The organism is Salinicola sp. MH3R3-1 (genome assembly GCF_001937155.1).
In the GTDB taxonomy this organism is placed as follows: domain Bacteria; phylum Pseudomonadota; class Gammaproteobacteria; order Pseudomonadales; family Halomonadaceae; genus Salinicola; species Salinicola halophyticus.
In genome coordinates, this window is the sequence record NZ_MSDP01000018.1 from 134,428 (window position 1) to 156,161 (window position 21,734).

Consider the following 21,734-nt stretch of genomic DNA (forward strand, 5'->3'; position numbering starts at 1 on the left):
GACTCGATGTCGGCGGTTTTTGTTTGGTCGGCCCGGGCACCGAGAATTACATGATCAAACGTCCAGGGCCGCCATCATGGCGCGTTTACTGCTGGGGCTGCTGAACCATGCCCTTCACGCGTTGCATCAGCTGCGGATCCTGCTGAACGGCCTGACCGATGGAGTTGAACTTCTCCACATCCATACCGCTATCCTTGACCGCCTCGACCATCTCGTCGTTGGCCTGCTGGCGAATCTCCTGCTGATCGCCCTCATCGGATGCATTCTGCAGCTTCTGGGTATAATTCTGGGAAATCGAAGCGATTTCCTGAGAAGCGTCAGCGAACTGCTGCAACTCTTCATCAGAAAAATTCTTGGCGGCCGCTTGAGACTGAGACTGCGGAGCACTGTTCGCGTTGTCCTGTGCCATAGCCGCAGTACTGGCCATACCTGTCGTCATCAGAGCTGCCGCGATGATTGCAGTGATCCTTTGCATGAATACCTCCAAGTGTTCTCGATTTTTGCGTGTGCCCAGTTGTGATACCCCATAGCGCGGGGAGTTCCCGGAAAAATGTATCACCTGGCAATTTAATGTTGCCTTAAGAAAAGCGCACAATCAAAAATGCCCACGAATTCAGCCTCGAGCCAGCCCCTTGAAGCTCAGCCCCTTGAAGCTCAGCCCTTCTGAAGCTCAGCCCAGCCAGTCGATGATCGATCGTATGCCGAGACGCACTCGCTCCAGCGCCGGTAGCGCCATCGGCTGCTCGTGACGCTGCGGCGGATGCGGCAACAGCGCCTGGCCATCGAAATCGACATAGGCCAGACGAGCCGTGAGCTGAGCTGGATCACACCCGAACGCGCTACCCGGCAGCAATGCCACGCCGGTTTCCGCCAGCAACCGCGCGGTCAGCTCGGCGCTGGTGGTGATACCGCGCCGAGCCAGCGTCTCTCGATACTCGTCGAAATCGGGGAACAGATAGAAGCCCCCGTCGGGAAGGTGCACGCGGATATCCGCCGACTGCAGCTGGGTCGCACACCAGTGACCAATCAGGCTAAGCCATGCCCGCTGGCGATCGAGATATTCGGTCAACTTGGGCGTGACCCGATAGGCCACGCAAGCCGCTTCCTGAACGGGACTGGTCACGCTCGACCAGGTCTCCGAGGCGATCCCCAGCAGCCGCGCGAAGATCTCGTCTCCCAGCGCCTCGGGCACGTGCATCACCCCCAGCCGCCACCCGCCGGCGCCGCACCATTTCGACAGCCCGCTGGTCGTCACCGTGCCCTCGGGGTAGTCGCGCGCGAAGGCGCGGTGGGCACCACTATGGTCCAACGGGCCGTAGATCTCGTCGGCCAGCACGATCACGCCGTGACGCCGCGCCACCTCTGCCAGCGCCCGCTGCGTCTCGGCATCGGGCGATAAACCAGTGGGATTGCCGGGCGCATTGAGTATCAACAGCCGCGTGCTATCGCCGCCTTCAAGGCAGTGCGCCTCCAACTGCTCCGGCGTGATCTGCCAGCGTGTGTCGAAGTCCGCCGCCAGCTTGATCGGCGTCTGTCCTGCCAGACGCGCCTGAGGCGCATAGGAGACCCAGGCCGGTGCGGGAATCAGAATTTCTGCCGCCGGCAGCGCCTTGATCAGGGCGAACAGCAGCAGCTTGCTACCGGGGCCGATCAATACCCGCGAGGCATTCCAAGCAATGCCGTCCAGTTCACTGTGGAAAGTAGCGACTCGCTCCCGCAACGCGGGCAAGCCCTGCACGGGTAGATAGGCTTTGTGATCGGCATGAGCGGCGAGCGCCTCGACCGCAGGGCCGTACACCGGAAACGGCGACTGGCCGAAGCCGAACTTGATGACTCTCTCACCGCGGGATTCCAGCCATCTCGACTGTTCGTTGATCAACAGGGTATCGGAAGCCGGCGTGGCGTTGATGTCGTCGGCGTAGGCGTGATTCAACAGGGCGGTGGCGAGCCCCAAGCGAGCGGTCATGTCAGCGGGATTCCTGGTGTAGTGGGCGTATTGTGGTCGGCTTATCAAGGCAGCTCGGTCATTCGATCTGCCAGCGAGCGATCAAGGCTTCACGGCGACGGATCGACGAGACGGCGTCGCCGCCCATGTCGTGGGCCATGTGGGACAACAGCATTTCGATCACCACGAAAAGGCTGCTCATGGGATTGAAGAAGAACGGGCCTTCGGCGGACGCCAGCAGCGTCATCTCGGTCATGGTGGCGAGACGAGCGGCGGGATGATTGGTCAATGCGAGCAGCTGCGCGCCCTGTTCGAGTGCCTGCTGGCAGTAATCGACACTGATTCGGGTTTCCGGCCGATAGCTGACGCCCACCACCAGATCACCCGGCCCCAGCTCGCGCGCGGCCTCGAGATTGATACCACCCACCGAATCGATCAACCGCACGTCGCTGCGCAGATAGCTCAAGTAGTAGGAGAGATAGTGCGCCCCCGCGAAGCAGGCACGCTGGCCGACCACGTGAACTCGGCGTGCCTCGATCAGGGCGCGGGCGGCACCCGCGAGCATTGTCTCGTCGAGCCCTTCGGCAGTTCGCGAGAGGTTGCCCATCTCCTCCTGCCAAAGCGTCTGCTGCTGGATCGGATGCTGGCCATCCTTGGGAATCTGGCCCAGGTCGAGCAGGCGTTCGGCGCGGGTCGAGTAGAACGCCCCACTGGTGGCATCGGCACGAAACAGCGCCTGAAACGTCTTGAACCCGGCCAGCCCCAGGGCGTGCGCCAGGCGTGTCAGACTGGAAGCATTGACGCCATGTTCATCCGCCAGCGCCGAGATGCTGAGCGTCGCCGCCAGCTCCGGTGCGGCCAGCAATTGCTCCAGTAGCTTGAGCCCACCGGGGGTCAGCCTGGGTGCCTGTGCCTCTCCCCGCCTTGCGGCGATTGCCATCGCCTGCAAGGCGGCAACTGACGTCGGGGGAGTGTCGAAACCTTCGTGATCGGCCATGACCTATCCCTCTGCTTCGGATGATTGAGATTATGCCTATGCCTCACTGACGGCAAATTAATTTTCAGTTAAGATATTTTATTTCCTTTTAACATTGGCACCTCCAGACCCGCCGGCCCGCCATGAAACCTTCTCCCCTTCATGGATCACAGGGTCTACAGTACGCGTAAACGACACTCCGGAGACGCTCATGAAACGTTGGTTGATGACCGGTGCACTAGTGGCGGGAGCCTTCTTCGCGGCGAGCGCCGTGTTCGCTACAGTGGCCGAGGCCCAGTCAGCCGGCGGCAAGGATGCCGCCAATCCGCTGATCACCGACAAGTGGAACTTCCGCCCGCTGATCGTAGTGACGCCGGATGCCGAGCAACCGGCTTATCGGCATCTGCGCCAGCAGCTCGAGGCGACGCAGGATCAGTTCGCCGACCGTGACATGCTGCTCTACACGGTCGAAGGCGACAGCGGCAATCGCCACGGCCAGCCGATGACGCCCTACGAGACCCGGGCGCTGCTCGAGGCGCTGGGCGTCAGTCCCGATCAGGGCGTGACGACGATTCTGGTGGGCAAGGACGGCGGCAAGAAGGTTCAGCAACGGGGTGATGTCGATCTGCAGTCGATCTACGCCACCATCGACCGGATGCCGATGCGTCAGGCTGGCGATGACTGATCGCCGGGAGCGGCGAACCGCCCAGCGCTCGCCATGGCGAGCGTCCTCCGGCGCCAGGCCGAACCGGCTTGCGCTGATTCGGGGCTAACGCCACAGCGCGAGCTGGCGCAGATAGCGCGTTCGTGCCTGATGGGGCGTTACCGGCGAGAGCCTGATAGTGGTGCCGGGGGCGCACTGCCCCAGTTGCGCGCAGGCGATCGGCGACAGCGCCCCCAGCCGCGGATAGCCGCCGATGGTCTGGCGATCGTTCAGCAGGATGATCGGCTGCCCGTCCGGCGGCACCTGAACGGCACCGAGCGGGATGCCTTCGGATATCATTCCCCCCAGCTGGCATCGCAGTTCCGGGCCGGTCAGCCGAACGCCCATGCGGTCGGCGCGGCTATCCACCTGCCAGGCCTGGTTGAAGGCGGCGAACAGACTGGCACCCTCGAAATGCGCGATCTGCGCGCCGGTTACCAGCTCCAGCACGGCCTCGTCCCGCGGCATGGGCGGCACCGAAGGCATGTCACGAATCTCTGCGGCATGGCCGGCGGCCGATAGTCGATCACCGATCTGGAGCCCCCCGCCCCGGCCATCCAGCCCGCCCAGCTGCTCGCGGGCCACCGTCGACAGGCTACCCATGAAAGGCTCGGCGTCGATCCCGCCCGGCAGCGCCAGATAAGCACGCAGGCCCGCCCTCGGCTGATCGAAAGCGAGCACCTGGCCCTGTTCGAGCGTGAAGCTGACGTTGGCATCCAGCGGCTCGCCGTCCCGCGTGGCGCCCAGATCGGCACCCGCGATGGCCAGCCGAATCGTCTGCTCCGCTTTCAGCGCCAGGCCGCCGATGGCGATCTCGATGCCGGCAGCATCGGGCGCATTGCCCAGCAGCCAGTTGGCCCAGCCCAACGAGATCCAGTCCAGCGCTCCGCCCTGCGTCACTCCCAGATGGCGGCAGCCGAAGCGACCCGCGTCCTCGACCAGGGCCAGCGGCCCCGTACGCTCGACGACCAGTGACGTCGGCCTGGTTTGCCCAGCGTTCTGCGCCACGGTGGTCGTGACGTTCTGCGTACTTGTCCGCGTCGTCATCAGCGCTCCTCCAGCGGCGTGGTATCGCCGCCCTGTTCGATAAAGGCTTCGCGACTGATCGGCTCGAAACGCACGCGATCGCCGGGGCGGAACAGGCTGATCTCGTCGCGCTCGCGATCGAACAGCTTGATGGCGGTACGACCGAGGATGTTCCAGCCGCCCGGCGAGCGCATCGGATAGATGGCGGTCTGACGCTCGGCAATGCCGACGCTGCCGGCGGGAACTCGCTGACGCGGCGTTTTCAATCGCGGCGTCCCCAGCGCTTCCTCGACCAGACCCATGAAGGCATAGCCGGGGGCGAAACCGAGCGCGAAGGCACAGTAGTCGCGCCCCGTATGCCGACGCACGACGTCATCCGTATCGACACCCAGGCGCTCGGCAATGCGGGAGAGCTCCGGACCGACACTGTCGTCGTACCACACCGGAATACGGTGCTCCCGCCCGGCCTCGTTCGACGCCGGCTTCAATCCTTGCAAGGCGTCCTGAATCAGCTTCCTGGCCTCGATCTGGGAGAGCCGGGCGACGTCGTAATGCACCAGCAGCGTGGTATAGGACGGCACCAGGTCGATCAGGGCCTCGCCGAGGCGCTCACGCAGCGCGCTATCGGCCGCCAGTATCCACGGCATGTGCGCCTCGTCGATGGCGTCGAACAGTCTCACCATCAGCGCGTCCATGCCCACCGTTTCGAGCTGGGGAGATAGCGACTGGCTCATGCGTCGCTCAACTGCTGAAAGGCTTCGCGAATGGCCTTGACCGCCGCCACCGACTCGGCGTTGTCTCCATGAACGCAGAGCGTATCCGCCGGTAGATGCAGCTTGCTGCCGTCACTCGCGGTCAACGCCCCGCCCTTGGCCAGCGCCACGGCCTGATCGACGATGGCACCGCGATCGTGATGCACCGCCCCCGGCAGACGCCGCGACATCAGGTGGCCTTGGGCATCGTAGGCGCGGTCGGCGAAGGTCTCGAACCACAGCGTCACGCCCATGGCCGAGGCGAGCTCGCGTACCGGCTCGGGATTGGCGGTCGACATCACCAGCAGCGGCAGGTCGCGATCGTATTTGACCACCGCCTGCATTGCCGCTCGCAGCAGGTCGAAGTCGCTGGCCATATCGTTGTAGAGCGCCCCGTGCGGTTTGACGTAGCTGATCCGGGTGCCTTCGGCGCGGCAGAACGCTTCCAGCGCACCGATCTGATAGAGCATCAGGTTTTCGACTTCCTGCGCCGAGCAGGCCATCGAGCGACGGCCGAACCCCATCAGATCGGGGTAGCCGGGATGCGCACCGATACGCACTCCGTTGGCAACCGCCATCGCCACGGTCTTGCGCATCACATCGGGATCGGAGGCGTGAAAGCCGCAGGCGATATTGGCGCAGTCGACGAAAGGCATCGCCTGATCGTCGAGACCCAGCGCCCAGTTGCCGAAACTCTCGCCCATGTCGCAGTTAAGCAGGGGCACGCGCATTCGCATTACCTCGTATCGTTGTTGTTGCTCGTATCGTTGTCGTAGAAAGCAGTGCCGCAGGAAAGCCTGAAGGCACTGTAAGAAACCGCCAGCGACAGGGTCCAATCGTTTTTCACGATGCGCAGTATCGGCGCAATCTTTCATCCTGCGGACTTTGACGCCAGCCGGCACTCTCTGAAGAGTTGACGTCCACGTCGCCGCGCCGAAGAATCGCCTATCCCCTGTCGACTGCATAGCGAGAACCCGAGATGTTCGATTTCAAGGAGCTCGAAGCGTTCGTCTGGATCGTCAGGCTGGGTTCGTTTCGCAAGGTGGCAGCGCGCCTGCATCTGACCCAGCCCTCGATCTCGGATCGCATCACTCGGCTGGAAGCGGTGGTCGGGGAGTCGTTGCTCGACCGCAGCGCACGGCCGGTGCAGCCCACGCTGCGCGGTCGCGAGTTCTACGCTCACGCCGAACGCCTGCTGGACAGTCGCGAGGAAGCGCTGCAGCTATTTCAGAATCAGGAGGATTTCTCCGGCACGCTACGCCTCGGCGTGATCGAGACCATCGCCCACAGCTGGTTCAGTACCTTCCTGACCCAGCTGGCCGAGCGGCACCCGCAGTTGACCATCGAGCTCACCGTGGACATCTCGCCGGCACTTCAACAGCGCCTGGCGGACAACGATCTCGACATGATCTTCGCCATGGATGGCGTTGCGCCGGGGCTATCAGTGACGCAGCTGCCGCTGGCGACCTACGAGATGGGTCTGTTCGTGGCGCCGCAACACGCCGAGCGGTTGCACCACGGCGGCACGGCCGCGCTATCCCGCCTTCCGTTCGTCTCGTTCAGCAAGCTGGCTCGCCCCTATGGCGAACTCGTGACCTACCTCGCCGAGCTGGGTATCGACGACCCCAAGATCCACTGCGCCACGACGTTGATGACCATTGCCCGCATGACCATCGACGGCGTGGGTGTCGGCTCGCTGCCCGTCTCCACGGTGTCGGATGCGTGCCAGCGCGGCGAGCTGTTGCGGCTGACACTGCCCACCCCGCTGCCGGCGATGTACTACGACGCGATCTGGCGAACCAGCAGCTATCCGAACTTCTGTCGGGGCGTTACTCAGCTCGCCCAGGACTGTGCCGCTCGCTATGCCAAAGATCATGCCGATGACGAGCCCCAGCGGGAGGTGAAAGTCTGGCCCGATAGTTCGGATAAGAATTAACGATTTGACCGCATCGCCGGGCAACTTGAAGAATGCAGGATAACCAGCAGCGTGCATGACCTTCTCAATAACAAACGGAATCCCACGATGCGCACTTCCCATCTTTCCCTGTTGACGATCGCCATGGCGGGTTCGCTCACCGCCGCCACCCCGGCACTCGCCGACCAGTGGAATCTCGCCTCTCCCTACGGCGATGCCAGCTTCCACACCCAGAACACCAAGCAGTTCGCCAAAGATGTCGGCGAAGCGACCGATGGCGAGCTGACCATCACCGTGCACAGCGGCGGCTCGCTGATCAGCCACGCCGAGATCAAGCCATCCGTGCGTCGCGGCACCGTTCAGGCCGGGGAGATCTTTCTCTCCACGCTCTCCAACGAATCGCCGATCTACGAAGTCGATACCTTGCCCGGTCTGGCCGGCAGCTATGCCGATGCCTACGATCTGTGGCAGGCCTCCAAGCCGATCATCACCGAACTCTTCGCCAAGGAAGGGCTGATGCCGCTGTACGCCGTGCCGTGGCCGGCGCAGGGCATCTACACCGACTTCGAGCTGACCGATGCTTCCCAGTTCGAGGGCCTGCGCGTTCGCGCGCCGAACATCAATACCCAGCGCTTCGTCGAGAACCTGGGCGGCATCCCCACCCAGACCGAAGAAGCGGATATCCCCACCGCGTTCAGTACCGGCCGCGTCGACGCCATGATCACCTCGGTTTCCACCGGCAAGTCGATGTCGGCGTGGGATTACGTGTCGAACTACAGCGATGCCAACCTGTGGTTGCCGAAGAACATCGTCTTCGTCAACAAGCGCGCTTTCGACCGCCTCGACGAGACCACCCAGAAGGCGGTTCTCGATGCCGCCGCCAAGGCCGAACAGCGTGGCTGGCAACTGAGCAAGGAAGACGCCGCGGAGAGCGCCAAGGCCCTCGAATCCCATGGGGTAACCGTGAGCGAGCCCAGTGATGCCCTCCAGCAGCAGCTGAAAGCCGCCGGCCAGAAGCTGTTCGAGGACTGGCAGTCACGTGCCGGCGATCAGGCCAAGCAGCTGGTCGACCGCTACCGCAAGCTGCAGTCCCAGCAGAGCCAGTGACACCGTTCGAATGACCCGCCCTGCGCGGGTCATTCGGCTGTCGGGGTTCCTTCACTCACACCCGGTGAGTCTTCATGACCTTCAAACTCGATCCGCTCTACCGGCTGGGCGCCTGGGGCGCCGCCGCCTGCATGCTCGCCATCTGTGCCATGGTCACTTTCCAGGTGCTGCTGCGCTGTCTCGATGCGGTACTGGTGCTGGTCGGGGCCGGCCGTCTCGGTTACGAGATCAGCGGCGTCTCGGAGATCGCTTCCTACCTGCTGGTCGGCGCCACCTTCCTGAGCCTCGCCTACACCTTCACTCACTACGCCCATATTCGCGTCACGCTAGTGATCGCCCGCCTGCCGGCGACGATCCGGGTCTGGTGCGAAGTGGCGTGTCTGTCGATCGCTCTGGCGCTCAGCGCGTTGCTCAGCTGGCAGGTGATCGGGCTGATTCGCGAAAGCCTCGATTACGGTGACGTCTCCTCGGGACTGATGGCGATTCCGCTATGGATCCCCCAGACCGTCCTGGTCGTCGGCCTCGCGCTGCTGTGTCTGGCCATTCTGGAAGCGCTGGCGAGCACGCTGAGACAGGCCGTGACGGCGCCGTCGCGCTACGTGGCTCCCGGCGACAACGACAGCTTCGGCGGCGAGTAACGTTTCGCTCCAACAACCAAACAGCGAGGAAGCGCTGAATAAATCGGCGAGCGGGATGAAGAGCAAGGCGCAAGGAGCGCAGAAGACGAGACATAACATGGGGTTAGGCGAGTCTTCTAGCACCGCGTAACGCAGCACTTCGCCCGCGCAGACATTTATACGGCACTTCCCTGAACCGAGGATTCGACTCGTGCTCACGCTCAGTCTCGTCACCCTGCTTACGCTGGCACTGCTGCTCGGCGGCGGCGTGTGGATCGCCTTCGCCCTGCTCGGCACCGGCTGGATCGCGCTGACCTTTTTTACGAGCTTCGAGGTCGGCCCCATTCTCGCCTCCGACTTCTGGGGCGCCAGCTATGGCTGGGACCTGACAGCTCTGCCGATGTTCGTGTGGATGGGCGAAATCCTGTTCCGCTCCGGGCTCGCCGACAACATGTTCCGCGCGCTGTCGCCCTGGCTCAACCGTCTGCCCGGTCGGCTGCTCCACTCCAATATCATCGGAAGTGGACTGTTCGCAGCCGTCTGCGGCTCCTCTGCCGCAACCTGTGCCACCGTCGGCAAGATGACGCTGCCCGAACTCGAGCGTCGAGGCTACAGCGAAACACTGGCCATCGGCACGCTGGCCAGCGCCTCCACGCTGGGCCTGCTGATCCCGCCGTCGATCATGATGATCGTCTATGGCGTGGTCACCGAGCAGTCGATCTCACGCCTGTTCATGGCAGGAATTGGGCCTGGCCTGCTGTTGCTGGCGCTGTTCATGATCTACCTGGTGATCTGGTCGCTGACCGCCGGCAGGAACGGCGGGGCTGGGCATGCCGAACCGCCGATGCCGTTTCTCGCCAAGGTCAGAAACAGCTGGCGCCTGATTCCGCTGCTGGTGCTGATCGGCGGCATTCTCGGCAGTATCTACGGCGGCGTTGCCTCCCCCACCGAGGCGGCCGCGGTGGGCGTGGTGCTGTCGATGGTGATCGCGCGTTTCAACGGCCATTTCGACAAGTCGATCTTCCTGGAGTCGATGTTCGCCGGGCTGCGCACTTCGTGCATGATCGCCTTCATCATCGCCGGCGCCTCGTTCCTGTCGTCCGCCATGAGCTTCACCCAACTGCCGACGCAACTGGCCAGCGCCATCGCCGCCATGGGGCTCTCGCCCAACGTGCTGCTGGTGATGTTGACGCTGTTTCTGCTGGTGCTGGGCTGCTTTCTGGACGGGATCTCGCTGATTCTGCTGGTGACCTCGATCATCATGCCGCTGATCAACGCCGCCGGCATCGACCCGATCTGGTTCGGCATCTACCTGGTGATCGTGGTGGAGATCTCGCAGATCACGCCACCGGTGGGTTTCAACCTGTTCGTGATCCAGGGGCTCACCGGCAAGAATATCTTCACCATCGCCAAGGCCACGCTGCCGTTCTTCCTGCTGATGCTGTTCGCCATCGTGGTAATGCGGGCGTTCCCGGAGATCGTGCTCTATCTGCCCCAGGCAATGACCGGCTAAAGCTGCGAGCTGCGAGCTGCGAGCTGCGAAAAGCAGAATGCCGACCTCAATACGCAAAATGCCAGCGCGATAACGCTAGCGTTTTGGTTCGGAGTTTCGGCTCGTAGCTCTCAGCTCGTGTCTCGTAGCTGGCATCTACTCGACGAAGTCCTCGACGGTGTGGCGATAGCCCAGCATCAGCGCGTCGGCGACATGGCGGAACGGGCTGACATCGACATCGGAACGGCCCTCGGCGATCAGGGTGGCAAAGTGCTGGTAGAGGCCGGCGTACTCGGCATCAGGGCCTTCTTCGCGCAACTCGCCATCGATCAGCAACCGGCTGCCGCCCGCTTCCAGGGTCAAGCGCCCTTCGTCGGTCTCGACGTGAATGTTCCAGATCGGCGGCGTGCCCTGCTGTCGAAAATCGAACTCGGCATGGATCGGCACGTCGTCGTCGACGAAATCCAGCGATGCCGCGATCGGCGTCTGGCAGTTGCCGGGCACCTGCAGCTGGGCGTCGATCAGGTGGAACGGACGCGGCAGGATCTCGGTCACGATCGATAGCGCGTTGATACCCGGATCGAACACCCCCATGCCGCCCGGTTGCCAGATCCAGGCCTGCCCCGGATGCCAGACGCGGACGTCTTCCTTCCACTCGATGTCGACACGCCGGATCTCGCGTTTCGCCAGCCACTGTCGTGCCGAATCGACACAGTGGGCATGCCGGGAGTGCCAGGATGCGAACAGCGTGACGCCGTGGCGCTCGGCGTCTTCGCGCAGGGTTTCGATCTCCGCCAGCGTCGCGCCGGGCGGTTTCTCGAGCATCACGTGCTTGCCATGGGCCATGGCCAGTCGCGCCTGCGACGAGCGCACGCCGGCGGGGGTGCACAGCGAGACCGCATCGATCTCGGGGCCCTGATCGAGCAGCGCTTCGAGGCTCTCGAAGTTCGCGACCTCGGGAACGGTGGCGTTGGGACTCGCGACCGCGACCAACCGGCAACCGGCGTCGTTGTCGATGGCCGGATGATGCTGAGCGTTGGCGATCTTGCCGTAACCCACGATCGCGAGACGAAGGGTATCCATGACAGGTCCTTGTGAAAAACAGCCTTGAGATGAGAGCGGCTTGCTCATCGCAGCAGATAGACGATGATCGCGGTGAGCAGCGAGACGATGGCGATGCCGATCATGACATCGCGCGGCACCCGCTCCAATCCCTCTTTGGCCATGACGGCGATCTTCGCATCCTTGCTATCCGGCCGATCGCTGCTGCCAAGCCGGACCTTCCAGAGCCAGGTGAATAGCGCGGTCGCCGCGAACAGGATGCCGCCGATGATGGTGAAGTGAATCGGCAGCACGCCGGTCTCCACCAGCACGAACAGTATCGCGCTGAGAATATGACCACTGGCCAGACCACGCAGCGCCGCCGACGAGCCCAGCGACTTGACCCACAGCCCCATCAGGAAGGTCGCCACCAATGGCGAGGCGACGAACGCGAACACCTGCTGGAGATAGGCCCAGAGGCCGGAAAAGTACTGGATCATCGGCCCCCAGGATGCCGCGATCGCCGCCAGGATAAACGTGCAGATCCGTCCCCATTTGGCCAGCTGGGCATCGGTCAGATTCGGCTTGGCCGGCTTGATGAAATCCAGCGTCAGCAGCGTCGCGGAGGAGTTGAGCGTCGAGGAGAGCGTCGACATCAGCGCCGCGATCAGGCCCGCCAGAATCAGGCCCGTGAGCCCGGTGGGCGTGAACTCCTGCACCATCTTTGGATAGACCTGATCGGGATGATCCAGCCCCGGCAACAGCGGTATCACCATGGCCCCGGGGATCGTCATGATGAAGATCGGCAATAACTTCAGGGCTGCGGCGAATACCGACGCGCGCCCCGCGGCCTGAATGTTGCGCGCGCCGAGCAGACGCTGGACCACGTACTGATTCATCGACCAGTAGTAGAAACCGACGATCGGCACCCCGGTGATCAACCCCAGCCACGGCACGCTGGGGTCGTCCAGCGGTCGAATCAGCGATAGCCTTTCCGGGCTGACCGCCTCCTTGACGTTGGCCCAGCTGTGATCGAAATGACCGAAAATGATCCAGGTCATCGCCGCCGAACCGCCGATCAATACGCAGGCCTGCATCACGTCCGTGTAGACCACCGCGCGCAGCCCGCCGAAGGCCGTGTAGATGCTGGTGAACAGCGCCAGCAACGCACAGACTTCCCACAGATTGGTGCCGGGGATGAACGTGGTCACGATCAGGCCGCCGGCATAGAGTGTGCCGGCGGTATCGAGGATGATCGACAGGAACAGCGTGATGACGGAAAGATACTTGCGCAGCCGCGAATCGAAGCGTCGCTCCATCAGCTCCGGCATCGTGGTGACCCGGGCTCGCATCAGCACCGGCAGCACGAAGATCGCCGTGAACATCAGCACCACGCCCGCCATCCATTCGTAGTTGGCGGCGGAGATTCCGTGCTGGTAGGCGGCGCCCGGCAGACCGATCAGCGTATCCGAGGAGATATTGGAGGCGAACAGCGAGAAGCCGATCGCCATCGGGCCCAGACTTCTTCCCGCCAGGAACAGCTCTTCCGGCGTCGTCTTGCCTCGCGCAGTCTTGTAACCGATGAAGGTGACGATCACGAAATAGACCGCGATGACGGCAAAATCCCAGAATTGTAGGTCTTCCATGAGTTCGTTCGCTTTGAGCTGTAGTTGTTGTGGCAAGCATGATGGCGAGCGATAGCGACGTGATGACACCAATGGCCAGCCGTCGCGACGACGGACGGTTGGGTGTTCAATATTCCAAGGTTAGTCATCACCTCGGCGAAATTCCATTCCCGGACAGCGGGTTGCCAACAGCAAAAAAGGCCTGACGAGATTTCTCGTCAGGCCTCGAAAGGAGCTAGCTCCATCTGTTTACCGGCAACGAGCCAGCATAGCGCCCGGGAGCTGAAAGCTCAGGACCTACGAGACGAGCGCGGCCTCCAGCACCTTCGCCACGTGCAATGCTTCCCGCCCGGCCCCGTCGAGAATCTGATGACGGCAGCTGGTGCCGTCGGCCACGATCCAGGCGTCTTCCCCGGCCTCGCGCACCGCCGGCAACAGCGAAAGCTCGGCCATCTGCCGGGATGCCTCGACATGCTCCGCCTCGTAACCGAAACTCCCGGCCATCCCGCAGCAGGACGAAACGATCGCCTCGACCTCGAGCTCGGGGATCCAGTTCAGTACGGTCATCACCGGCGTAAAGGCATCGAACGCCTTTTGATGACAGTGGCCGTGAACCTTGGCTCGAGAAACCGTCAGCGGCTTGAGTGCCAGGTTCAGTCGCCCGGCCTGTTTTTCCGCCACCAGGAACTCCTCGAACAGCATGGAGGCCCCCGCCAGCCGAGTGGCGTCTTCACCGAAACCCTCCTTACCAAAACCCTCCTTACCAAAACCAAAGTGCAGGAACTCGTCGCGCAGCGTGAGCAGACACGAGGGTTCGAGCCCGACGATTTTGATGCCGCGTTCGACGTAGGGCATCAGGGTCTCGAGGGTGCGACGTGCTTCTTCCTTGGCCCGATCGACGCGCCCCGCGGCTAGATAGGTGCGCCCGCAACAGAGCGGCCTCTGGCCGTCGCGATCATTGAAATGCACCCGGTAGCCGGCCGCTTCCAGCACGCGCCGTGCCGCCCGCGCGTTGTCCGCCTCGAAGTAGTTGTTGAAGGTATCGACGAACAGCAGCACCTCACCCGTTGGGTTTGCTGCCGGGGGATGCGGTTCAGCGTTAGCCGTCCTCAGATAATCTCCGCTGAAAACCGGAAGCGAACGCATCTCGGCGAAACCCAGCCAGCGCTTGCCACGCCCGCCCAGCCAGGAAACGCGTTCGAGACGTGCGGCCAACTTGCCCATATGACGCATCCAGGGCGCGTAGCGCGGCAGTTCGGATACCAGCTTGTCGCGCCAGCTCAAACCGTGCTCCTTCACCCGCGCAGCACGCGCTTCGATCTTGAACTTGGCCATGTCGACGCCGGTCGGACAGTCGCGCTTGCAGCCCTTGCAGGAGACGCACAGATCCAGCGCGTCACTCACCTCGTCGCTGGCCAGCCCCCGATCGCCGATCTTGCCCGCCAGCACCAGCCGCAGCGTATTGGCGCGCCCCCGCGTCAGGTGTCGCTCGTCGCGGCTGATCCGATAGCTTGGGCACATGGTACCCGCGTCGAACTTGCGACAGTGGCCGTTGTTGTTGCACATCTCCACGGCCTTGGCGAGGCCGTGGGCGGGGTCGCCGCCGCTACCGGGTTGGCCCAGATCGCCACTCAGCGGATCGCGGGTCACATTCCAGGCCGACCAGTCGAGCTCGGTCGCTATCGGAATGATCTGGTGGTCGGCGGGAAAGCGGAACAGCCGCGCGTCGTCCATCTTCGGCGTGTCGACGATCTTGTTGGGGTTGAAGCGATTATCCGGGTCGAACAGCCGCTTGATCTCGCCGAAGGCGGCGTTGAGTTCGGCACCGAACTGCCAAGCGACCCATTCGCCACGGCAGATGCCGTCGCCGTGCTCTCCCGAGTAGGCGCCTTTGTAGCGGCGGACCAGGGCAGACGCCTCCTCGGCGATGGCGCGCATCTTGGCGGCACCGCCGCGGCGCATGTCGAGAATCGGGCGTACGTGCAGCGTGCCGACACTGGCGTGGGCGTACCAGGTACCCTCGGTGCCGTGGCGATGAAAGACCTCGGTCAACTGCTCGGTGTATTCGGCCAGATGCTCGAGCGGCACGGCGCAGTCCTCGATGAACGACACCGGCTTGCCGTCGCCCTTCATGCTCATCATGATGTTGAGCCCGGCCTTGCGCACGTTCCACAGCGCCGACTGCTCGCTCCCCGATTCCAGCCCGACCACGCTACCCGGCAGCCCCAGATCGCCCATCAGCGTCTCGAGCGCTTTCAACTGACGGCGCTGCGATTCCTGATCCTCACCGGCGAACTCCACCAGCAACAGCGCATCAGGACGACCGATCAACGACTTCTCCACCGTCGGTCGGAAGGCCGGATTCTCCAGCGCCAGCTCGATCATGGTGCGATCGACCAGTTCCACCGCGGCGGGGCCCAGCTCGACGATGTGCTGGGTCATGTCCATCGCCTGGTAGAAGGTCGGGAAATTGACCACGCCGAGCACCTTGTGCACCGGCAGCGGCGACAGCTTGAGCGTCAGCCGGCGGGTGAACGCCAGCGTGCCTTCCGAGCCGATCAGCAGATGGGCGAAATTGGCTCGATTTTCAGCGTCGTAGGGAATCGGGTTGCGGCAATCGAACAGGTCCAGGTTGTAGCCGCCGACCCGCCGAAGCACCTGGGGATAGTGCTCACGGATCGCCGCAGCCTCGCGCTGGATAATGGCCGACACCGAACCGGCAAGCCCTGCCAGCGCCGAGCCGGGCGCGATCTCGTCGAAGCGGCCGAAAACCGCCTCGCGGCCATCCGCCAGCGTCGCCTCGAGGCCCAGCACGTTGTGAACCATGTTGCCGTAGCGGATCGAGCGCGAACCGCAGGAGTTGTTGCCGGCCATCCCGCCGAGCGTGCACTGCGCCGAGGTGGAAACATCCACCGGGAACCACAGTCCGTGGGGCTTGAGCCAGGCGTTGAGATGGTCGAGCACCACGCCGGGCTCGACCGTGACGGTGCGCGCCTCGACGTCGAGCTCGCCGATGCCGGTCAACCAGCGACTGGTGTCGATCACCAGCGCTTCGTTGACCGTCTGTCCGCACTGACTGGTGCCACCGCCTCGCGGCAGCACCGGCGCGCCGAAGTCCCGGGCGATATCCAGAGCGAGGGTCAGGTCCTGCTGGTCTCTCGGCACCACCACGCCCAGCGGCATGATCTGATAGATCGAGGCGTCGGTGGCATAGCGTCCCCGCGATCCGGCGTCGAACGCCACCTCGCCCTGGATCTCACGACGCAGCCGGCTCTCGAACTCGCTCATGGCGGCTTGTCTGGGCCGCCTCACGACCGGACTTTTCGGCATCACGCTCATGGCGATCTCCTGTCAGGCACGGACGGCACCGGCCTGTGAGTGACCCTTCGATTCAGCCGCCGCCAGTTTGCGCGCCGCCGGCGTGCCGGGCGCCGGATTGTCGGCGAAGAAATCCAGCGCGGCCTGTACGCCACTGCCGAACAGCTCGACGCCACAGAGCTTGAGCCCGGCTTCGCAACCGCCAAGAGTGGCGATCAGGGTCAGGTCGTTGCAGTCGCCGAGATGGCCGATGCGGAACATCTTCCCCTTGGCCTTGCCGAGACCCGTTCCCAGCGACAGATCGAACCGGTCGTAGATGGTCCGACGAACCTCGTCGGCGTCGATCCCTTCCGGCATCACCACGCCCGTCAGCACCGGCGAGTAGAGCGCGGGCTCCTGGCACTGGATTTCCAGCCCCCAGGCATTGACCGCGCGCCGGACGCCCTCGCCCCACCGCTCGTGGCGGGCGAAGACCTGGTCCAGCCCCTCCTCCAACAGCATGTCCAGCGCCTCGTTGAGACCGTAGAGTAGATTGGTGCTCGGCGTGTAGGGCCAGTAGCCGTTGGTGTTGCCGGCGAGAATCTCGTCCCACGCCCAGAAGCTCTTGGGCATGAGGGAGCGCTGGCTGGCTTCGATCGCCTTGGGCGATAGCGCGTTGAAGCTGATACCCGGCGGCAGCATCAACCCCTTCTGCGAGCCGGAAACGGTGACATCGACGCCCCACTCGTCGTGGCGATAATCGGCACTGGCCAGCCCCGAAATGGTATCGACCACCAGCAGCGCCGGATGCCCGGCGGCATCGATGGCCCGGCGGACGGCGGCGATGTCGCTGGTGACGCCGGTGGATGTCTCGTTATGCACGACACACACCGCCTTGATCCGATGCTCGCGATCCTCGCGCAATCGCTCTTCGATGAGCTGCGGCTGCACTCCGTAGCGCCAGCTCTGCGACGCCGGCAATGACAGGAATTCCGGCTCGAGTCCGAGGCGCAGCGCCATCTGCTTCCACAGCGAGGCGAAGTGGCCGGTCTCGAACATCAATACCGCGTCCCCCGGACTCAAGGTATTGGAGAGCGCCGCTTCCCAGGCGCCGGTGCCCGATGCGGGATAGATGATGACCGGATGTTCGGTCTTGAAGATTTTCTGAATGCCACCGATGACCTTCAGACCCAACTCGCTGAACTCGGGGCCACGGTGATCGATGGTCGGCAGGCTCATCGCCCGCAGAATACGATCCGGCACCGGCGACGGCCCGGGTATCTGCAGAAAATGGCGGCCCGAGGGGTGTTGGTCGAGATTGAGCATGGCGGCATCTCCAGGAGTGAAGCGGGAGCCGCCTCACGTTGTTTTAGCACCCAAGTGGTTTCTGTCACCCACGTGGTTTTTGTCACCCACGCGGTTTTTTGCATTCATTACGCAATATGCCGAATAATTGCCCGCCGACAAACCTCGACATAGGTCGAAGGCCGTCATACGACAGGGCGCTGGCGCCAGTTCCTGCCGATGGAATGCGATGGAGCAGTAGTCAGGGCCGAACGCTTGCGATAGAAAGTAGAGAAGACCGATCAGGGTTCAATGCATGCAGACATTCAATGACGGTGACACCACGCTCGAGACGGCAGTGCGTCCGATGCGCATTCAGCGCGCTGCGCTTCACGACAAGATCGTGGAGCGGCTGCACGATCTGATTACCGAAGGTGATCTCAAACCCGGCGAGCGCATCAACGAGCGCGAGCTGGCCGATCGGCTGGCGGTGTCGCGCACGCCACTCAGAGAGGCGCTGCGTGTGCTGGCGGCCGAGAAACTGGTGACGATCTCGCCCAACTACGGCACCTTCGTGACCCGCATGACGCACCAGGAAATTCACGACACCTTCGAGTTGATGAGCGCGCTGGAGCGTTTTTCGGGCGAGCTGGCATGCTTGCGCATCACCGAGGAGGAGCTGGCCGACGTTCGCGATGCCCACGAGACGATGCTGGGATACTGGCAGCGCCACGACCTGCCTGCATATTACCGTGCCAACCAGCGCATTCACGATCTGATCAATCGCGCCGCCCGTAACGAGGCCCTGCGCCAGACCTATCTATCGCTCAATCGGCGCCTTCACCCGCTGCGACTCTCCTCCAATCGCTCGGAAGCCAAATGGCGCAGAGCGGTGGAAGAACACCGCGAGATGATGGCCGCGCTGGAAGCGCGTGATGGATCTGTGCTCGGCGCCCTCATGGAGCGCCACCTGCTGGAGAAACGCGACGCGGTGCTGGCCGACCGGGCAGATGATTGAGCTGGCCGATGGAATCAGTCGAGCCGCTGAAGAAAGTCGGTCCCGCCGAGATTGCGCATCTGACGCTGGATCCATGCCGCCCGCTGCTGGACGTGCGCGGAAGGCCGAGAAGCGCTCCAGCCCCGCGGGTTGGGCAGTATCGCCGCGAGCCGGCTGGCCTGGGAGACGCTGAGATTGGCGGCGGAGGTGCCGAAATAGTGCTGCGCCGCGGCCTCCAGCCCGAAAACGCCCGTATCCCACTCGGCGATGTTGAGATAGACCTCGAGAATGCGTTGTTTCGGCCATAGCGCCTCGAGCAGCAGCGTGAACCACGCTTCCAGCCCCTTGCGAATCCAGCTGCGCCCCGTCCACAGAAAGAGATTCCGGGCGGTCTGCTGGCTCAGGGTGCTGGCGCCACGCAAGTCGCCACCGTCCGACCAGCTCGTGATCGAGCGCTTGATCTGCGACACATCGAAGCCCCAGTGATCCGGGAAGCGCTGATCCTCCCCCGCCATCACCGCCACCTTGGCATTGTCGGAAAGTCTGGACCACGGCTCCCACTGCTGTTCGATGGCCAGATTGTCGCCGTCAAACCATGAGCTGACCTTGCGCTCGACCATCACCATCGAGCCGAATACCGGCACGAAGCGAAATACCAGCACCAGGAGTATCGATAACCCCACGAAAGCGCCCATGGCGATCAGCAAGTAGCGTAGGGACGTGCGCAGCCAACCGGAAGGCATGGACGAGAGCTCATGGTCGAGAGAACGGGGGCCTAGTATAACAAGGGCATGACGGGATTGGGCCTATCGCCTGAGCGCTGAGGGAGAGACTGTCGCCAAGGCCTACTTCTAAAGCCCATCTCCCGGGACACTGTCCAAGGTCCATTTCCAAGATCCATTTCCAAGGTCCATTTCCAAGATCCATTTCCAAGGTCCATAGCCAGATCCATTTCCAAGGTCCATAGCCAGATCCATCTCCAAGATACATCGACAAGGAAAGCTCCATGCCTATCGAAGACTTCATCCGGGAATTCAGCCCGGCCGACAAGAGTGGCGATGAATCGCTGTCGGCAAGACGTCAGGCGTATGAGGCGCTGCATGCACGGCGTCGAGTCGCCGATCCGGCCGGCATGCAGGTCGTCGACGAACGTCTGACCGGTGTCGCTGTGCGACGCTTCCTTCCGGTTAGCCGCGCCGAGGGTAGCGTGGTCTTCCTGCACGGTGGCGGCTGGAATCTGGGCTCGGTGAATAGCCATCACGGCGTCACCGCAGATCTGGCCAAACGCCTGCGGCGCGAGGTGGTGAGCGTCGACTATCGGCTGCTGCCCGAAGCGAACTACGCCGAGGCGCTGGCGGATTGCCGCAGCGTGGTCGAATCGCTGGTGCCCGTGGCGGTGATTGGCGACAGCGCCGGCGGACGGCTGGCGATCGATGTCGCCCATACCAGCGAGTGGAAAGGACTGCTCGGCCTGATCTATCCGGTGGTGGGGACGCCGACGCTCGATAATCTGGGTGAGGATGCGCCACTGCTGTCACGCGCCGATGTCCTGTCGCTGTGGACGATGACCACACCGCACCTGCCAGACGTGCCAGCCGATCGGCCTCCGACCCTGGCCATCGAGGCGCTATCCGCCGAGCGCGACCCGCTGACCCTCCCGCTGGAGCGCGCCGTTCTGGCCTGGCGAGAGGCGGGGGCTGCGGTCGGTTACCGCCGTGCGCCCGGCATGGTACACGGCGCGCTGCATGGCCACGCCGAACTGCCGGCAATGCAGACCGCTTGGCGGGATTTCTGCCAGGCGCTGGCACGACGGCTCGGCAGCGAAGCGTAGATGCGGGTCGGGTTCAGCTGTCAGCCCGCCTTCGACTATTCATCCGTCATTAGCTATCCAGCTGCGCCTTGACGGCATCGATCGCTGGTTTGCCATCCTTTGTCGTCACCCCGTCCAGCCACTGGGCCACGATATCGTAGTGATCGCGAATCCACTCGCTGGCTACCTCGTCGGCGGATCGCTCTTCATGACTGTACTGGTAGACCCAGTCATTCTGAGCCTCGATATCGACCTGATATTGGGAGAGGAAACGATAGAGATTGGCATCCTCCGCCTCGAGGCTAGACGGAACCACGGTCCAGACCGTGCTGAGAATATCCGCCGTGCCGCTGTCGTCGGAATCCTTCAGATAGTAAAGATCGTAGCTGACGTTCATCCAGTGCGGTTCCCAGCCGACGAACGTCACCCACTGCTTGTCGCTGATTTTCTGATCGGCATAGGCCAGCATGGCGGCCGTTGAACTTTCCCGCAGCTGCCAGTCGCCCAGCCCCGCCGCATCCTTGTCGATGGCGGCGAGAATGGCGTCATTGATGCCGGTACCCGCTTCGATGCCCTGGATCTCGCCGTCGAAACGATCCTTGTAACGGTCGAGATCGGCGACGCTGTCGACGCCCGCTTCATGGACGTATTCCGGAACGACCAGCCCCGAGTTGGCGTTGCTGATGTTCTTGGCGACCTTGTCGACCTTGCCGTCGGCGACGAGTGGATCGATCATCTCCTGCTCGATCGGATACCAGCCGCCCAGGTAGACATCCAGGTCGTCGTTGGCCAGCCCGTTGAGAATGACGCCGACGGCCAGCTCGTTCTGCTGGGTCTGGTAGCCCATGGCCTCGAGAATCTGCGTTGCCACTTCCGACTTCACCGTCACGCCCGGCCACGGCGGCACACCGAAGCGCACGGTATCGAGATCGGCCTGCGCCGAGCCTGCAGCGAAGAGAGTCAGCGGCAACGCCGCGGTGAGGACGTGGCGTTTTATGTTCGAATGACTCATGAAGCGTCTCCCTTGATTTGTTATCGAATGGAACTCCTCCTCTACTCTGACGAGTTAAGACGCAATGATTTGACCGCAAGCGACGGATGCTATGCATCAACCGCCATCGGCGATCAATAGCAAGCATAGATAGAA

Annotated in this window: 19 protein-coding genes; 7 read left to right on the top strand and 12 right to left on the bottom strand. The window is 63.2% G+C overall.

Annotated elements, in window-relative coordinates; all coding sequences use genetic code 11:
* Window positions 1-85: 85 nt before the first annotated feature.
* The 3 genes from BTW08_RS11855 to BTW08_RS11865 form a co-directional block, all read right to left on the bottom strand.
* On the bottom strand, window positions 86-475 hold the full coding sequence (locus BTW08_RS11855; protein WP_075562727.1) for a DUF4168 domain-containing protein: 390 nt from the start codon (window positions 473-475) through the stop codon (window positions 86-88).
* A gap of 195 nt (window positions 476-670) precedes the next feature.
* Window positions 671-1,966, bottom strand: a complete 1,296-nt coding sequence (locus BTW08_RS11860) for an aminotransferase class I/II-fold pyridoxal phosphate-dependent enzyme (RefSeq protein ID WP_083627838.1) — start codon at window positions 1,964-1,966, stop codon at window positions 671-673.
* 58 nt (window positions 1,967-2,024) lie between these two features.
* Entirely contained in the window at window positions 2,025-2,942 is a 918-nt protein-coding gene (locus BTW08_RS11865) for a MurR/RpiR family transcriptional regulator (protein WP_075562728.1), read from the bottom strand.
* Between the two features lie 190 nt (window positions 2,943-3,132).
* Between BTW08_RS11865 and BTW08_RS11870 the strand changes: the two genes are divergently transcribed.
* On the top strand, window positions 3,133-3,606 hold the full coding sequence (locus tag BTW08_RS11870) for a DUF4174 domain-containing protein (RefSeq protein ID WP_246837721.1): 474 nt from the start codon (window positions 3,133-3,135) through the stop codon (window positions 3,604-3,606).
* An 84-nt stretch (window positions 3,607-3,690) separates the two neighbouring features.
* Here BTW08_RS11870 and BTW08_RS11875 read toward each other — a convergent pair whose 3' ends face one another.
* The 3 genes from BTW08_RS11875 to BTW08_RS11885 are packed head-to-tail and all read right to left on the bottom strand — an operon-like array spanning window position 3,691 to window position 6,133.
* The gene (locus BTW08_RS11875; RefSeq protein ID WP_083627839.1) at window positions 3,691-4,671 is read right to left on the bottom strand and encodes a biotin-dependent carboxyltransferase family protein; all 981 of its coding nucleotides are present in this window, start codon (window positions 4,669-4,671) and stop codon (window positions 3,691-3,693) included.
* Complete coding sequence (pxpB, locus tag BTW08_RS11880; protein ID WP_075562729.1) at window positions 4,671-5,384, bottom strand: 5-oxoprolinase subunit PxpB; 714 nt, start codon at window positions 5,382-5,384, stop codon at window positions 4,671-4,673. Before pxpB ends, BTW08_RS11875 begins: the two co-directional genes overlap by 1 nt.
* Complete coding sequence (locus BTW08_RS11885; RefSeq protein WP_075562876.1) at window positions 5,381-6,133, bottom strand: 5-oxoprolinase subunit PxpA; 753 nt, start codon at window positions 6,131-6,133, stop codon at window positions 5,381-5,383. The genes pxpB and BTW08_RS11885 overlap by 4 nt, the downstream gene beginning before the upstream one ends.
* Before the next feature lie 248 nt (window positions 6,134-6,381).
* Here BTW08_RS11885 and BTW08_RS11890 point away from each other — a divergent pair, with 248 nt between their 5' ends.
* The 4 genes from BTW08_RS11890 (at window position 6,382) to BTW08_RS11905 (ending at window position 10,554) form a co-directional block, all read left to right on the top strand.
* Complete coding sequence (locus BTW08_RS11890) at window positions 6,382-7,338, top strand: LysR family transcriptional regulator (protein ID WP_075562730.1); 957 nt, start codon at window positions 6,382-6,384, stop codon at window positions 7,336-7,338.
* Between the two features lie 87 nt (window positions 7,339-7,425).
* A complete protein-coding gene (locus BTW08_RS11895; protein WP_075562731.1) occupies window positions 7,426-8,424 on the top strand; it encodes a TRAP transporter substrate-binding protein in 999 nt (332 codons plus the stop codon).
* Window positions 8,425-8,498: 74 nt separating this feature from the next.
* Window positions 8,499-9,062 (top strand): TRAP transporter small permease, encoded by a 564-nt coding sequence (locus BTW08_RS11900; protein ID WP_075562732.1) that lies wholly within the window; start codon window positions 8,499-8,501, stop codon window positions 9,060-9,062.
* Window positions 9,063-9,252: 190 nt separating this feature from the next.
* Window positions 9,253-10,554 carry a TRAP transporter large permease subunit gene (locus tag BTW08_RS11905; RefSeq protein WP_075562733.1) on the top strand — a complete coding sequence of 434 codons (1,302 nt, stop codon included), beginning with the start codon at window positions 9,253-9,255 and terminating at the stop codon, window positions 10,552-10,554.
* 135 nt (window positions 10,555-10,689) lie between these two features.
* On the opposite strand, the gene BTW08_RS11910 is transcribed toward BTW08_RS11905, so the two are convergent.
* The 4 genes from BTW08_RS11910 to BTW08_RS11925 all read right to left on the bottom strand — a co-directional run bounded on the left by BTW08_RS11910 (window position 10,690) and on the right by BTW08_RS11925 (window position 17,822).
* On the bottom strand, window positions 10,690-11,616 hold the full coding sequence (locus BTW08_RS11910) for a Gfo/Idh/MocA family oxidoreductase (RefSeq protein WP_075562734.1): 927 nt from the start codon (window positions 11,614-11,616) through the stop codon (window positions 10,690-10,692).
* A gap of 44 nt (window positions 11,617-11,660) precedes the next feature.
* Window positions 11,661-13,220, bottom strand: coding sequence for a sodium/solute symporter (locus BTW08_RS11915; RefSeq protein WP_075562735.1), 1,560 nt, complete (start codon window positions 13,218-13,220; stop codon window positions 11,661-11,663).
* 276 nt (window positions 13,221-13,496) lie between these two features.
* Window positions 13,497-16,538 carry an FAD-binding and (Fe-S)-binding domain-containing protein gene (locus BTW08_RS11920; RefSeq protein ID WP_075562736.1) on the bottom strand — a complete coding sequence of 1,014 codons (3,042 nt, stop codon included), beginning with the start codon at window positions 16,536-16,538 and terminating at the stop codon, window positions 13,497-13,499.
* Between the two features lie 12 nt (window positions 16,539-16,550).
* A complete protein-coding gene (locus BTW08_RS11925; RefSeq protein WP_075562737.1) occupies window positions 16,551-17,822 on the bottom strand; it encodes an aminotransferase class V-fold PLP-dependent enzyme in 1,272 nt (423 codons plus the stop codon).
* A gap of 274 nt (window positions 17,823-18,096) precedes the next feature.
* Here BTW08_RS11925 and BTW08_RS11930 point away from each other — a divergent pair, with 274 nt between their 5' ends.
* A complete protein-coding gene (locus BTW08_RS11930; RefSeq protein WP_075562738.1) occupies window positions 18,097-18,798 on the top strand; it encodes a GntR family transcriptional regulator in 702 nt (233 codons plus the stop codon).
* Window positions 18,799-18,812: 14 nt separating this feature from the next.
* Here BTW08_RS11930 and mtgA read toward each other — a convergent pair whose 3' ends face one another.
* Window positions 18,813-19,520, bottom strand: a complete 708-nt coding sequence (gene mtgA, locus BTW08_RS11935; RefSeq protein WP_075562739.1) for a monofunctional biosynthetic peptidoglycan transglycosylase — start codon at window positions 19,518-19,520, stop codon at window positions 18,813-18,815.
* 263 nt (window positions 19,521-19,783) lie between these two features.
* On the opposite strand from mtgA, the gene BTW08_RS11940 reads away from it, so the two are divergent.
* Complete coding sequence (locus tag BTW08_RS11940; RefSeq protein ID WP_075562740.1) at window positions 19,784-20,608, top strand: alpha/beta hydrolase fold domain-containing protein; 825 nt, start codon at window positions 19,784-19,786, stop codon at window positions 20,606-20,608.
* A 49-nt stretch (window positions 20,609-20,657) separates the two neighbouring features.
* Here BTW08_RS11940 and BTW08_RS11945 read toward each other — a convergent pair whose 3' ends face one another.
* Entirely contained in the window at window positions 20,658-21,599 is a 942-nt protein-coding gene (locus BTW08_RS11945; protein WP_075562741.1) for an ABC transporter substrate-binding protein, read from the bottom strand.
* Window positions 21,600-21,734 lie beyond the last annotated feature (135 nt).